Genomic DNA, 13,964 nt, shown 5'->3' on the forward strand with positions numbered 1-13,964 from the left:
CCTCCGCTCCGGTGGATGGGATGCTGCGGATCCGGGGCGGCGTGGGCGGTCTCAGTTTCTCGTTCGAGGAGCTGCTGGCCGGGGCCTCGGCCCTGGACGGGCTCGTCCGGGAGCTGGCGGAGGTCGAGGCAAAGGCAGAAGGGGTGCGCCGCGCCCTCTTCCCCTACCAGTCCGACTCGTACTCCTCCGGCAGCACCGCGATTGTCGCCGTAGGGGAGGCAGCCCGGTCCCTCGGCCGCGTCCGGACGGAGCTGGAGCGTCTCTGCAGCGAGGTCCGGGCGAGCCACCGGGAGTACGAGTCCGCCGAAGCCAGGAATACGCTGCTTCTGCGGATCGGCCGAACCGGCCCCGGGTACGGGCCGCTGTGGGGTCTGGCTGGCTTGCCGCCGCCCACCGTCCGCGACACGGTGGAGGACGATTTCTCCCTGACGACCGGAATGCTGGCGCTGCTGCTGGGCCTGCCGGTCGGCGCCGCAACGGCGGGGGGCCCGGCGGGCGGTGTTCGGGCCGCGGTCCGCGGATTGACGGACGCGCCGGGCCTGGACTTCCTGCGGCCCCGGCCCGTCCGGATCGCGAGCCGGGAAACCCGGACGGAGGAGGCCGATGTCTCACCGGCCGGGCTGCTGCTGCGGGCCGGGGCCGTCGGCCGGAATAGCGGGGAGATCGAGGTCCTCCGGCTGGGGGAGCGCGGCAACCGCGCCTGGGCGGTTATCATCCCCGGAACACAGCTGGACGGACAGCCGCAGGGCACCAACCCCTTCGACGCCGCCGGTATCGCAGAGGGCCTCGGCTACGACTCGGCCGAGACCGCCGCGGCCATCCGGGAGGCCCTGGCGGTGGCCGGCGCCGAGGCGGGCGACCAAGTGGCCGCGGTCGGCTACAGCCAAGGCGGTATCCACGCCATGAACCTCGGCCGGGACCAGGCGTTCCTGGCCGACTACGAGCTCAAGTTCGTGCTCACGGCGGGGTCCCCGGTGGGCGCGATCGAGCCCGGGGCCGGCACCAGCAGCCTGCACCTGGAACATGAGCAGGACTGGGTGCCCGGGGCGGACGGGCTGCCGAACCCGGACCAGCTGGACCGGGTGACCGTCACCTTGACCACTCCGATCCCCGGACACAACTGGCTGGAACCGGGGATGGGCCCAGGTCACGCCCTGGAACGCTATGCCGACGGTGCCCGGGACGTTGCGGCCAGCCAGGATCCCTCGCTGCAGGCTTCGACCGCCGCGCTCGCTGCCGTGGTGGGCGCGGGCGGAACCGCCACAGTGACCCGCTTCTCGCTCCGGCGCGAAGCCCTCCCGCCCCAGCGGGGCACGCCAGTCGCTCCGGGGCCACGGCGCAGCCCGGGAGGAAAACGCTCAGACCCCGCACAGCAGCCCGCGGCCTAGCGGCCAGCACCCGTCCCCGTCCTGGCGGAGTGCCCGCCGCGGGGCTTCCGGCGCCCGTCCTTAGCGGTCGAGCGCGGGGAGAAAGCTGGCCACGAGGGACACCGCGCTGATAATGAGGGCGGCGAACACCGCCGTCCAGAAGAAGGAATCGATGGTGAAGTTCACGGTGGTGTAGCTGCTGATCCAGGAGGTCAGGTAGAGCATTCCCGCGTTGATGACCACCGTGAAAAGGCCCAGGGTGAGGATGGTGATCGGCAGTGACAGCAGGCTGACGATCGGCTTGACGAAGGCGTTCACGAGGCCGAAGATCAGGCCGATGAACAGGTAGCCCAGGACGATGCTGACGGTGCTGTTGCCCGCGGTGGAAATATTCAGGCCGGTGAGGATCCAACACGCTATTGCCAGGGCCAGCCCGTTGACGATGACTCGTACGATGAATGAGCGCATGGGCCCATGCTGTCATGGGCCTGACGGCAGCGGCAGGGACCATATCCCCCTATTGGGGAGGAGATCCGATCGGGGCAGAGACCCGAAGTAGGCTAGTTGGCATGACTTCATCAGAGAACACGGCCGGGGGCATCAGGCCCCGTCCGGTGGTAGACCTCCTTCCCCGCTACGCGGCCGGCAAACCGCCGGTCCCCGTCGAAGGACTGGTCAGCTACAAGCTTTCCTCCAACGAAAACCCGCTGCCCCCGATCCCTGCAGTGCAGCAGGCCATCGCGGCGCAGACCGACTTCAACCGGTACCCGGATCCGCTGAGCAGCAAGCTGCGCGGCGCGCTCTCCGGGTTCCTGGACGTTCCCGCCGAGGACATCGTTACCGGCGCCGGAAGCCTCGGGGCGCTGAACCAGCTGCTCGCCACGTTCGCCGGGCAGAACGATGACGGCAAGCCCGATGAGGTGATCTACGCGTGGCGCTCATTCGAGGCGTACCCGATCTGCGTCGGCCTGGCCGGCGCCGAGAGCGTCCGGATCCCGCTGACCGGGGAGGGCCGCCACGATCTCGACGCCATGGCCGCAGCGGTGACGGCCCGCACCCGGATGGTCCTGCTGTGCACGCCTAACAACCCCACCGGGCCGATCCTGACCACCGAGGAAACCGAGCGTTTTATCAAGCGGGTTCCCTCCGACGTTGTGGTGGTCATCGATGAGGCCTACCAGGAGTTCGTCCGCGACGAGCACGCCGTCGACGGCATCGAAATGTACCGGAAGTACCCCAACGTCGTCGTCCTGCGGACCTTCTCCAAAGCCCACGGCCTGGCCGGGCTGAGGGTCGGCTACAGCGTGTCCCAGCCGGACCTCACCCAGCACCTGCGCGTCTCGGCCACACCCTTCGCGGTATCCCAGATCGCCGAAACCGCGGCTGTGACCTCGCTGGGGCATTTCGGCGAGGTTGTAGAAAGGGTACAAAGCCTCGTGGACGAACGGGACCGGGTCACCGCCGGACTGCGGGACCTCGGCTGGTTCGTGCCTGAGGCCCAGGGCAACTTCGTGTGGCTCAATCTCGGTGCTGACAGCGCGGAATTCGCCGCCCTCGCGGGGGAGCGGGCCCTGTCCGTGCGAGCGTTCGCCAACGAGGGTGTGCGGGTCAGCATCGGCGAAGCCGAGGCCAACACCCGCTTTCTGGAGCTCTGTGCAATCTATACAAAACCGCCGCGGCGTTCCTAGCGCTTAACATGACGGCCGCGGCCAGCCTGCTGCGGATAAAGTAAGGACGAGTAAGCCAAAATATATGCCGGGCCGGGAATGTATAGCCGGTCCGGCATGTATCCCAGCGATTGCGGCGCATTCGGATGCGGCAAGCAAGGAGACGGTATGGGCGCCACACATCTGCCCTCTACCGAGTTCGACGGAACCGAAATTGAAGACCGGCTCGAGGCGGAAGCCGAGGCCCGCCTGGGCGATCCTGCCGAGCCGATGGTGCAGCTCCTCGCCCCCGATGGCACGCGCCGTTCTGATCCCGTTTTCTCGGACTATGCCGAGCGGCTCGACTCCGGGACGCTGCGCGGCTTTTATGCCGACATGGCGAAAATCCGCCGTTTCGACGTCGAGGCAACCGCGCTGCAGCGGCAGGGCCAGTTGGCCCTCTGGGTTCCGCTCACCGGCCAGGAGGCGGCCCAGATCGGATCCGGCCGGGCCAGCCAGCCGCAGGACTACATTTTCCCCACCTACCGCGAACACGGCGTCGCCCTGACCCGCAACGTGGACCTGGCCGAGCTGCTCCGCCAGTTCCGCGGCGTCTCCAACGGCGGCTGGAACCCCAAGGACACCAACTTCCACCTCTACACCCTCGTCCTCGCAGCGCAGACCCCCCATGCGGTCGGCTATGCGATGGGCATCCAGCGCGACCAGAAGTTCGCGGCGTCTGCCGCACTCGCGGCCGGAACGGCCGGCCAGACCGCCGAGCCCAAGGCTGCCGTTATGGTCTACTTCGGCGACGGCGCCAGCTCCGAAGGCGACGTCCATGAGTCCATGGTGTTCGCTTCTTCCTACAAGGCCCCCGTGGTGTTTTTCTGCCAGAACAACCACTGGGCGATCTCCGTCCCCAGCTCCGTGCAGACCCGCATCCCGCTCGCCAACCGGGCCAAGGGCTACGGATTCCCGGGCATCCGGGTGGACGGAAACGACGTGATCGCCGTCCATGCCGTCACCGAGTGGGCGCTGGAACGCGCCCGCCAGGGCGAGGGCCCGGTGCTGATCGAGGCGTTCACCTACCGCGTCGGTGCCCACACCACGGCCGACGATCCCAGCAAGTACCGGGAATCCGCCGAGGAGAGCCGGTGGCGGGCCAAGGATCCGCTGGAGCGCCTTGAGAAGTATCTCCGCGCGGAGGGAATGGCCGACGACTCCTTCTTTGAGCAGGTCAGGGCCGACGGCGACGAACTCGCCGCTTACGTCCGCAAGACCACGTACGATCTTGAAACCCCGGACATCCGTACTGCCTTCGCCAACACTTACGTGGAGGCCCACCCGCTGGTGGCCGAGGAGCTGGCCTGGTTCGAGGAATATAGCGCAGGCTTCGCCGACGAGGCCGAACCCGCCGGAACAGCCCAGGCAGAAGGGGCGGCCACCTGATGACCACCATGACCATTGCCAAGGCCATCAATGAAGGCCTCCGCGCGACGTTAACCAACAACCCCCGAGCCCTGCTCATGGGCGAGGACATCGGACCCCTGGGCGGCGTGTACCGCGTCACCGACGGCCTGATCGCCGAGTTCGGCGCCGACCGCGTGGTGGACACCCCGCTGGCGGAGTCCGGCATCATCGGAACCGCGATCGGCATGTCCCTGCGTGGCTACCTGCCCGTCTGTGAGATCCAGTTCGACGGCTTCGTGTTCCCGGGCTTCAACCAGATCACCACCCAGCTGGCCAAAATGCATTCCCGCAGCAACGGCAAACTGACCGTGCCGGTCGTCATCCGGATCCCCTATGGCGGCGGCATCGGTTCGATCGAACACCACTCGGAGTCCCCGGAGGCGCTGTTCGCCCACACGGCCGGCCTGCGCATCATCACCCCGTCCAACCCGCACGATGCCTACTGGATGATCCAGCAGGCCGTCGACTGCCAGGACCCCGTGATCGTCTTCGAACCGAAACGCCGCTACTGGCTCAAGGGCGAGGTCGATACGGAATCCCCCGGGCCCTCCGCGGATCCGTTCAAGGCGCACGTGCTCCGCGAGGGAACAGACGCCACCGTCGTGGTCTACGGGCCCCTGGTGCCGGTGGCCCTGGCAGCTGCCAACGCCGCCGCCGAGGACGGCCACAGTGTGGAGGTCATCGACCTGCGCTCAATCTCGCCGATCGACTTCGACACCGTCACCGACTCCGTCAAGAAGACTGGCCGGCTGATTGTGGCCCACGAGGCCCCGACCTTCGGCGGCATCGGCGGCGAAATTGCGGCCCGGATCAGCGAGCGTGCCTTCCATTCACTCGAGGCACCCGTCATCCGCGTCGGCGGCTTCCACATGCCCTACCCGGTGGCCAAGGTGGAGGAAGACTATCTCCCGGACATCGACCGCATCCTCGAGGCCCTGGAACGCGCCCTTTCCTACTGACCGCGCCCCCTTTCTGCTGACCGCTTCCCGCTGAGGCACCCTTCTTCCAACAAGGACACCATGACTCTTCACAAGTTCAACCTCCCCGATGTGGGCGAAGGGCTGACCGAGGCCGAGATCGTCGCCTGGAAGGTCAAACCCGGCGACACGGTGGCCATCAACGACGTCCTGTGTGAAATCGAGACCGCAAAATCCCTCGTCGAGCTGCCCTCTCCGTTCGCAGGAACCGTCGGGGAGCTGCTGGTCCCCGAGGGCCTGACCGTCGCCGTCGGGACCCCGATCATCAGCGTGAGCGACGCGGCACCCTCCGGTACGGACGCCGTCCCTGCTCCCGCCGTCGAGCAGGCTCCCGCCGCTCCGCTGTACGGAAAGCTGGAAGCGGACACGTCCGACTCCGGTGAATCGGCCGGGCGTCCGGCCGGCGGTCCCTTGGTGGGCTCCGGTCCCAAGGCCGACGCTGTCAAGCGCCGCCCCCGCATTGCCGCGCCGGTCCCGCTGACCGAGCCAGGGGCCACGCCAGCCGGGGTCCCGGGCCGAGCTACCGAGGTTAGGGAGCTGGAGGGGGTAGAGGCGCATGACATCTGGATCAGCGCGGAGGCGGTTGCCCACGCGGAACGCCCGGCCCCTGAGGACAGCATCGACCAGCGCCCCACCCTCGGCGGGGCCATCAGCGGCCTGGTCAGCAGGGTCCTGGCCAAGCCCCCCGTGCGCAAAATCGCGCGCGATCTGGGCATCGACCTGGCCGACGTCGTCCCCACCGGGGCCCGCGGCGAGGTGACCCGCGAGGACCTGGTGAGCTACCAGGCGCAGCGCGACGCCGAGGTGGACAAGGCGGATACCTTCTGGGGCAAGACCGGCCGCCCGCAGGAACAGCGGATCGAACGGGTTCCGGTCAAGGGCGTCCGCAAGGCCACGGCGCGGGCCATGGTCGAGTCGGCCTTCGCGGCCCCGCACGTCAGCATCTTCGTCGACGTCGATGCCAGCCGGACCATGGAGTTCGTCAAGCGACTCAAGGCCTCCCGCGACTTCGAGGGCATCAAGGTCTCCCCGCTGCTGATCCTGGCCAAAGCGGTCATTTGGGCTGCGGCCCGCAACCCCAGCGTCAATGCGACCTGGGTGGACAACCCGGACGGCAGCGACTCCGCCGAGATCCACATCAAGCACTTCATGAACCTCGGAATCGCGGCGGCAACGCCCCGCGGCCTGATGGTCCCGAACATCAAGAACGCCCAGGACCTGTCCCTCAAGGAGCTGGCCCTGGCCCTGAACGAGCTCGCCACGACCGCCCGGGCCGGTAAGACCCAGCCCGCCCAGATGCAGGGCGGCACCCTTACCGTCACCAACATCGGCGCCCTCGGCATCGATACGGGCACGCCGATCATCAACCCCGGTGAAGTGGCGATCGTGGCCTTCGGCACCATCAAGCAGAAGCCCTGGGTCCTGGACGGCGAGGTGATTCCGCGCTGGATCACCACCCTCGGCGGCTCCTTCGACCACCGTGTGGTGGACGGCGACCTCTCGGCACGGTTCATGGCCGACGTCGCGTCGATCCTGGAAGAACCCGCCCTGCTGCTGGACTGAGCAACAGGGACAAACGCAAAAACCCCGCCGCTGAGCATGCTCAGCGGCGGGGTTCCGTGCTTGCGGATGTCGGCCCTGCGGGGCTAGCTGCCCGGGGAGGTCGACAGCATTTCGGCGATAGCGGGATCCCCGCTGATCCCGGCCAGGACGGCAGCGGCGGCGCACACCACACCGGCAAAGCCCGTGGTGCACGCGGTCACCACGGCCAAGAATTTCCAGTCGTCGCGGACGACGCTCCGCACTGTCTCGGGCATGCGCAGGCCGGGGGAGATCGTGTTCGGGGCACTGTCCGTGGAGCCGTCGTCCAGCAAAGCGACCACCCGATCGGCCTGGCGGTCCACCCGCATGGCGGAGATGTGGTTGCCGTGCCGGGCCAGGAGGATATCGTGGCCAACGAGCTGGCGGCGCTGAAGAGTAGGCATTTTCATCCCCCAGGGCTAAAAGAAATTGGATGTCCTCGCCAGTGGGGGCACTTCCAATTTTACCGCCGGCACCAGGCTGGGCGGTTTCCAACGAACGTCGCAACACTGACTGAAAGAGGTGTTGATTTATGGGACGCTCGGCGCGGCGAAAACAACAAATTTCCGCTCCTATGCATGTTGAGAAGCGTGCCTTGTATGTTCAGCTCATGAAAGACGGCCATTCGAACTCCGCGGCATGCAGGATCCTCGGCATCGGCCGGAACACAGGAAACAGTTGGCTGAACGGACGCAATGGCGGCGGCGGCGGACTGCGCCAGCAGGGCCTGGATCCTCGGCGGCGGCTTCCCATTCCCGCGGCAAATGCCTCCAGCCGATACCTTTCAGAGGATGAACGGGTGTTCATCGCAGACCGCTTGCTGGCCCGATCAAGTCTTCGCTCCATCGCCCGGGAGCTCGGGCGCTCACCATCAACGATCAGCCGGGAGCTGGCCCGAACAGCTGGCCTACGTCCAGAACGTCTCGGTCCGCAAGCTCCACGAAATCTTCGCGGCGACCGGGGAAACGCCCGCGGCCTATGTACGGCGGCGGCGGATGGAACGCGCTACGGCGCTGCTGGCTGCCCGGCCACAAACCCGCCAGAGCGTGGGATCGATCGCCAGGACATGCGGGTTCCGCGACACGTCCACTTTCACTCGGGCCTTCACCCGCGTTTACCAGTGCACGCCCACCCAATGGCCCCTCCTGACCGGCCTAACCGAAGGCTCAAACGTTCCAGCCTAATGACCTAAAGTGTCCGCGGAATGAGAAATTCCAGATAATCAGGGCACTCCCCCCCTCATCAGGCGTTCTGCTACCGTCAAAGCAAACCTGTTGCGACGATGGTTGGAAACCGCCCTGTGCCGGGCCGGAACCCGCGTGAGACTGCCCACTGGGCATTGTGGCGCCGGCCAGGACGGTCCTGTCCAGAAGGGCCAGACGGCACTAGAGTGGCAGCAGCCGCCGCCAGCTGGCGTACGCGGATCAAAGGAGATGTTGCGTGTTTTCGAGCCCGTTCCCAGATGTGGATATTCCCGACGTCAGCCTGTACGACTACCTCTTTGGCGGGCTGGAGGAGGCGGACCTGGACCGGATCGCCGTCGTCGACGGCACGAGCGGCGCGGAGACCAGCTACCGGAGCCTCGTGGGGCAGATCGATGCCCTGGCCGGAGCCGTCGCGGCCCAGGGCCTGGGCGTCCACGGCGTCGCGGCGATCCTGTGCCCCAACGTCCCGGCGTTCACCGTCGTCTTCCACGGACTGCTGCGGGCCGGCGCGACTGTCACCACCGTGAACTCGCTGTATACGGCGGACGAGATCGCCCTCCAGCTCGCCGACGCCGGCGCCTCATGGCTGTTCACCGTCTCCGCCCTGCTCCCCGCGGCCCAGGAAGCCGCCACCCGGGCCGGAATCCCGGCCGACCGGCTCGTCGTCCTCGACGGCGCCGCCGGCCATCCCTCGCTGCGTGACCTGCTGACCGCGGGCGCCCCGGCGCCGGACGTCAGCTTCGATCCCGCCACGCACGTGGCCGTGCTGCCTTACTCCTCAGGGACCACCGGCCGGCCCAAGGGCGTCAGGCTCAGCCACGGGAACCTCGTGGCCAACGCGGAGCAATCCCGCGGGCTGCTCAAGGTCACTCCCGAGGACCGCCTGCTGGCCCTGCTGCCGTTCTTCCATATCTACGGGCTGACGGTGCTGCTGAACCTCGCGCTGCGACAGCGGGCCTGCCTGGTCACGATGCCGAAATTCGAGCTGGCCGAGTTCCTGCGGATCATCCAGGACCAGAAGTGCAGCTACCTGTTCATTGCCCCGCCGGTGGCCGTGGCACTGTCCAAGCACCCTCTGGTTGCCGACTATGACCTCAGTTCCGTGCACACCACCCTGTCCGGGGCGGCGCCGCTCGACGGCGAACTGGGCAGGAGGCTGGCAGAACGCCTGGGCTGCCGGGTGCTGCAGGGCTACGGCATGACCGAGATGAGCCCCGTGTCCCACCTGATCCCGGTGGACGCCACGGATGTGCCCGTCAGTTCGGTCGGCTATACCGTCCCCAATATGGACTGCCGGCTGCTGGATCCTGCCTCCGGGGAGGACATCGAAATCCCGGCCGAGGGCACCAGCGCGCCCGGGCACCTGCTGTGCCGCGGACCGAACGTGATGCTCGGCTACCTCAACCGTCCCGAGGAAACGGCGGAGACCCTCGACGCCGACGGGTTCCTGCGCACCGGGGACATTGCCACCGTCCGTGCCGACGGCGTCGTCACGATCGTGGACCGGCTCAAGGAACTGATCAAGTACAAGGGCTACCAGATCGCCCCGGCGGAGCTTGAGGCGCTGCTCCTCACCCACCCCGGCATCGCGGACGCCGCGGTGATCGGAACGTCCGACGCCGACGGCCAGGAAGTGCCGATGGCGTTTGTGGTGCGCCAGCCCGGGAACGACGGTGAGGGACTCGACGAGGCCGCGGTGATGGACTATGTGGCGGCCAGGGCGGCGCCCTTCAAGAAGATCCGCCGTGTCGAGTTCATCGACGCCGTGCCGAAGTCCTCCTCCGGCAAGATCCTGCGCCGGATGCTGAAGACGGCAGGGGCTGCCACCGGATAGGCCTCGTCACCGGCGGGCTCCGGACACCCGGACCGGGCCGGAAGCCGCCGAAACGATCCGGCTGCGCTCGATTGTGACGCAGCTAATCCCGGCTGTCCTACCCAAAGCGTATAGTCGGGAGCAGGTCAGGACGCGGCCATTGGAACCTCATCGTGGAGCTACCATGCCCAAGATTTCCCCCGCCCTGCCTTCCGCCGCCCGCCACGCACACGCGCTTCGAAGCGTGCCGCATGTCCCGGCGCCGGTCCGGTCCGTCACCGATCAGGCCCCTGACGTCCGCCGGCCCGCAGCGCCCGGCAAATTTGAACTCGTCCGTGCCGACGGGGGCGGGTTCCTCATCCGCATCCTGGACGGGACCGGGGCCGTGCTGGCCCTCTCCGGAACCTACCCGGACATCGCGGCTGCGGTGGAAGGCGTCGAAGCCGTGCGGGAATGCGCCGCCACCTCCCACATCTCGGACCAGACGGCACGGACCCCCGACGCCGGCCGAATCCGGACGGAGGCCGGGCCGGCCCGGCTGGTGCCCGGCCGGTAGCAAGCCGGCACAACCGCCGCGAATTTCTTTGACCGGCGGCTTCCGATCACCATTGGGGGTGACCGGATGCCGCCGGAGGGTCGCGGTCCGGGCCTACTCGGACGCGTCGGTCTTGGCGATGTAAACGTCGCAGGGGGCGTTGTGGGCCACGGAGTTGGCAACACTGCCGAGCACGCGGCCCAGGCCCTTCATCCGCCGGTTGCCGACCACGATCAGCTGGGCGCCGGAACGAGCCGCTTCGGCGATCAGGGCCTCGGCCGGCTTGCCGCGGGCTGCGGCGTAGGTGACATTCACTGCGGGCGTGCGAAGGCTGTCGGCGACGCCGCGGGCAACCTTTTCGGCGTCCCCGGCGTCGGAGACAATCCACTTATCGCTGCCGCTGCCGTAGACCTCGGTCCTGTCGCTGTCGAACGCGCTGACCACATGAAGCGTGGCCCCGAGCGAAGCGGCGAGGTCACGGGCGGTGTGCGCAGCCTTGAGGGCAGTCTCGCTGCCGTCAACGCCGACAACAATAATTCCGGTCATGAAATGCTCCTTGGGTCAACGGAAGTCTTCGGCCATGCACCGATGATTCAGGCTACAGGGCAGCGATGGCTTCCCGCAGGACCGGCGCCAGCCGGCGCACTCCTTCGCGGATGGACTCCGGCGGGACGGCACTGAAGGCCAGCCGGATCTTGTTGGACGGCTCGTCGGAATGCGTAAATGCTGCTCCCGGAATGAAGACCACCCCGGCGTCGATTGCTTTTTTCAGCAGCGGGTAGGTGTCGACGCCGTCGGGCAGCGTGACCCAGATAAAGAAGCCACCCTCCGGTCGGGTCCAGCTCAGCCCTGGGGGCATGAACTCATCCAGGGCGGCCAGCATCGCGTCGCATCGTTCCTTGTACAGCCCCCGGTACGTCTCGATCTGGCCACGCCAGTCGTAGTCGCGGAGATAGGCGGAGACGAGCATCTGGTTGAGGGTCGGCGGGCACAGTGTGACGGCCTCCGACGCCAGGTAATAGCGTCGCTGGAGGTGCGCCGGGACGAGGGCCCAGCCGATCCGCAGCCCGGGCGCGAAGATCTTCGAAAAGGACCCCATGTAAATCACGTCGTCAGGGTTGTCGGCCCGCAGCGGCGTCAGCGGTTTGCCGTCGAAGCGAAGCAGCCCGTAGGGGTTGTCCTCCAGCACGAGAATATTCGCATTGCGGCATATTTCCACCACCTGCTGGCGCCGCTCCGCGGACAGGGTGATGCCGGACGGGTTGTTGAAGCTGGGGATGGTGTACAGGAACTTGATGTTCTTGCCTGCGGTCTGCAGGGCGGCAATCCGGGCCTCCAGGAGGTCCGGGATGATGCCGTCGCCGTCCATCGGCACGGTGGCGACCTGGACCTGGTAGGCCTCAAAGGTGTTGAGGGCGCCTACGTAGGTGGGGTCCTCGACGAGCACCACGTCGCCGGGGTTGCAGAAGACCTTGGTCGCCACGTCCTGGGCGGACTGTGAACCTGCCGTAATCACCACATTCTCAGGCCTGGCATCGAGGATTCCTTCTGCGGCCATGACTTCGCAGACCTGGGCGCGGAGTTCCTCGGTGCCCTGCCCGCCGCCGTACTGCAGCGCGGTCATGCCTTCTTCGGCGATGATCTTCGCGGCGGTCTGGCCCAGCCGTCCCAACGGCAGGGACTGGAGGTACGGGCTTCCGCCCGCCAGCGAGACGAGGCCGGGGCGCAGCGAGATGTCGAAGACATCGCGGACTGCAGATTGCTTGATATTTGCTGCGCGCTCCGAGAACAGTTCCTCGTGGCGGTGGGCGGACGTCGCCGCGCGTTCGATTGCGTCAATTGCCTCGGCCGGGAGTACTTCTGCGGCGGCATCAAGTGTTTCGTGGGTCACATCTCCCAGAATACAACCCATGTTGTCATTGGGTAAACCTTTGTTTCCAAGGAGGCCGGGGTGTCCCCACGCGCGACACCCCCGGGCGCAGAAACGCGGCCGGGGGTGTCGGGACTGGGGCGGGAAGCTAGGCTGCTGCGACCGAGCGGGACTCTTCCAGCGCGGCGAAGACGCCCTTGATCTGCTCAACAACCTCGGCGTCGTCCTTTGGGTGGACCTCGGCGAAGCGGACCATGGAGCCCGGGACGGCCAGTTTGACGTCTTCTAGGACCCGGGCGCCGGCGATGCCGACGGCCTTGCGGGCCTCGTCCTGGGCCCATACTCCACCGAACTGGCCGAAGGCGGTGCCGACGACGGCGGTCGGCTTGCCGCTCAAGGCGCCGGCGCCGAAGGGGCGGGATAGCCAGTCGATGGCGTTCTTCAGCGAGGCGGGGACGGTACCGTTGTGTTCCGGGGTCACCAGCAGCAGGGTGTCGGCCTCGTTCGCGGCGGCACGCAGGGCGGCTGCGGCGGCAGGGACCTGGCCCTCGATGTCGATGTCCTCGTTGTAGAACGGGATGTTGCCGAGGCTGTCGTGGATGAGGACCTCAACCTGCTCCGGGGCGTTCAGCTGAATGGCTTCAGCCAGCTTCTGGTTCGTGGAATCGGCGCGCAGGCTGCCGACCAAGGTGAGAACGGTGTTCTTGGACATGTGAACTCCTAGGTGTCGCGCCGCGGACCATGCTGCGGCTGGCTGATGATGGAGGCTTTGCCGGCCTTCAATGATCTAAACGGACTGCGGTCCGCTTCTATTCCCCGGGACTAGACTGTGCGATGTGAGCCTGATCCCAATCCGCCCGGGCCTTGGCCCTGAACGCCGCGACGCGGCCCGCAACCGCGAATTGCTGCTCCGCGCTGCCCGCGAGCTCATTGAGGAATGCGGGGCGGACGGCCTGACCATGGGTACGCTGGCGCAGCGCGCCGGTGTGGGAAAAGGGACGGTGTTCCGCCGGTTTGGCAGCAGGGCGGGGCTGATGATGACGCTGCTCAGCGACGCGGAGGCCGGGTTCCAGGGCCGGTTCATGTTCGGCCCGCCGCCGCTGGGCCCCGGCGCCCCGCCGCTGGAGAGGCTCATCGCCTTCGGCGAGGAGCGCATTGCCTGGGTACTGGAATTCGGCGAGCTGGCCCGGGCCGCGGATGTGTCCGCGTACAACCGGTTCGACGTGCCGGCAGCCGTGCTGTGGCACCGGCATCTTGAGATGCTGTTGCGGGAAGCGGGCCTGACGGCCGACCCCTGGCTGATGGCCACCTCGCTGAGTGCCGTCCTGGAACCGGAGCGGATCCTGCACGCCGTCCGCGTGCACCAGGTTGCCCCGGAGCGCCTCGTGGCGTCCTGGCGCGACCTCGTCTCACGCGTCGTGCACGGGGCCTAGTCCAGGCCGGATTCCGGCTGGCCTCCGCTAAATCAATTCCCCGGAATTATTCATAACGATCTGATAC

The 13,964-nt window shown here is 67.4% G+C and carries 14 protein-coding genes and 1 pseudogene; 10 read left to right on the forward strand and 5 right to left on the reverse strand.

The window, feature by feature from the left end; genetic code table 11:
• Nucleotides 1-41 precede the first annotated feature (41 nt).
• Complete coding sequence (locus AC50YC_RS07830) at nt 42-1,388, forward strand: hypothetical protein (RefSeq protein WP_494952979.1); 1,347 nt, start codon at nt 42-44, stop codon at nt 1,386-1,388.
• A gap of 60 nt (nt 1,389-1,448) precedes the next feature.
• Here the strand turns inward: AC50YC_RS07830 and AC50YC_RS07835 are convergent, their stop codons facing one another.
• Complete coding sequence (locus tag AC50YC_RS07835; RefSeq protein ID WP_494952980.1) at nt 1,449-1,835, reverse strand: phage holin family protein; 387 nt, start codon at nt 1,833-1,835, stop codon at nt 1,449-1,451.
• 101 nt (nt 1,836-1,936) lie between these two features.
• Here AC50YC_RS07835 and AC50YC_RS07840 point away from each other — a divergent pair, with 101 nt between their 5' ends.
• From AC50YC_RS07840 to AC50YC_RS07855, 4 genes are all read left to right on the forward strand, one after another.
• On the forward strand, nt 1,937-3,055 hold the full coding sequence (locus tag AC50YC_RS07840; RefSeq protein ID WP_494952981.1) for a histidinol-phosphate transaminase: 1,119 nt from the start codon (nt 1,937-1,939) through the stop codon (nt 3,053-3,055).
• 147 nt (nt 3,056-3,202) lie between these two features.
• A complete protein-coding gene (locus tag AC50YC_RS07845; RefSeq protein ID WP_494952982.1) occupies nt 3,203-4,462 on the forward strand; it encodes a thiamine pyrophosphate-dependent dehydrogenase E1 component subunit alpha in 1,260 nt (419 codons plus the stop codon).
• Entirely contained in the window at nt 4,462-5,442 is a 981-nt protein-coding gene (locus AC50YC_RS07850) for an alpha-ketoacid dehydrogenase subunit beta (RefSeq protein ID WP_494952983.1), read from the forward strand. The genes AC50YC_RS07845 and AC50YC_RS07850 overlap by 1 nt, the downstream gene beginning before the upstream one ends.
• Nucleotides 5,443-5,502: 60 nt before the next feature.
• Nucleotides 5,503-7,023 carry a dihydrolipoamide acetyltransferase family protein gene (locus AC50YC_RS07855; protein WP_494952984.1) on the forward strand — a complete coding sequence of 507 codons (1,521 nt, stop codon included), beginning with the start codon at nt 5,503-5,505 and terminating at the stop codon, nt 7,021-7,023.
• Between the two features lie 83 nt (nt 7,024-7,106).
• On the opposite strand, the gene AC50YC_RS07860 is transcribed toward AC50YC_RS07855, so the two are convergent.
• Entirely contained in the window at nt 7,107-7,445 is a 339-nt protein-coding gene (locus AC50YC_RS07860) for a hypothetical protein (RefSeq protein ID WP_494952985.1), read from the reverse strand.
• Nucleotides 7,446-7,651: 206 nt separating this feature from the next.
• Here AC50YC_RS07860 and AC50YC_RS07865 point away from each other — a divergent pair.
• From AC50YC_RS07865 to AC50YC_RS07880, 4 genes and pseudogenes are all read left to right on the forward strand, one after another.
• Nucleotides 7,652-7,927: pseudogene (locus tag AC50YC_RS07865) on the forward strand (helix-turn-helix domain-containing protein); the annotation flags it as partial.
• Nucleotides 7,833-8,225, forward strand: a complete 393-nt coding sequence (locus AC50YC_RS07870; protein ID WP_494952986.1) for a helix-turn-helix transcriptional regulator — start codon at nt 7,833-7,835, stop codon at nt 8,223-8,225. The pseudogene AC50YC_RS07865 and the gene AC50YC_RS07870, both read left to right, overlap by 95 nt.
• Nucleotides 8,226-8,481: 256 nt before the next feature.
• Nucleotides 8,482-10,080 carry an AMP-binding protein gene (locus AC50YC_RS07875; protein WP_494952987.1) on the forward strand — a complete coding sequence of 533 codons (1,599 nt, stop codon included), beginning with the start codon at nt 8,482-8,484 and terminating at the stop codon, nt 10,078-10,080.
• 163 nt (nt 10,081-10,243) lie between these two features.
• The gene (locus AC50YC_RS07880; RefSeq protein ID WP_494952988.1) at nt 10,244-10,615 is read left to right on the forward strand and encodes a YegP family protein; all 372 of its coding nucleotides are present in this window, start codon (nt 10,244-10,246) and stop codon (nt 10,613-10,615) included.
• Between the two features lie 93 nt (nt 10,616-10,708).
• Here the strand turns inward: AC50YC_RS07880 and AC50YC_RS07885 are convergent, their stop codons facing one another.
• From AC50YC_RS07885 to AC50YC_RS07895, 3 genes are all read right to left on the reverse strand, one after another.
• The gene (locus tag AC50YC_RS07885; RefSeq protein ID WP_494952989.1) at nt 10,709-11,140 is read right to left on the reverse strand and encodes a universal stress protein; all 432 of its coding nucleotides are present in this window, start codon (nt 11,138-11,140) and stop codon (nt 10,709-10,711) included.
• Nucleotides 11,141-11,192: 52 nt separating this feature from the next.
• Nucleotides 11,193-12,485: an aminotransferase-like domain-containing protein gene (locus AC50YC_RS07890; protein WP_494952990.1), complete on the reverse strand. Its 1,293-nt coding sequence runs from the start codon at nt 12,483-12,485 to the stop codon at nt 11,193-11,195.
• A gap of 127 nt (nt 12,486-12,612) precedes the next feature.
• Nucleotides 12,613-13,176: an NAD(P)H-dependent oxidoreductase gene (locus AC50YC_RS07895; protein WP_494952991.1), complete on the reverse strand. Its 564-nt coding sequence runs from the start codon at nt 13,174-13,176 to the stop codon at nt 12,613-12,615.
• Between the two features lie 124 nt (nt 13,177-13,300).
• On the opposite strand from AC50YC_RS07895, the gene AC50YC_RS07900 reads away from it, so the two are divergent.
• The gene (locus AC50YC_RS07900) at nt 13,301-13,897 is read left to right on the forward strand and encodes a TetR/AcrR family transcriptional regulator (RefSeq protein ID WP_494952992.1); all 597 of its coding nucleotides are present in this window, start codon (nt 13,301-13,303) and stop codon (nt 13,895-13,897) included.
• The last annotated feature ends 67 nt before the right edge of the window (nt 13,898-13,964 follow it).

Source organism: Pseudarthrobacter sp. MDT1-56 (genome assembly GCF_059383555.1).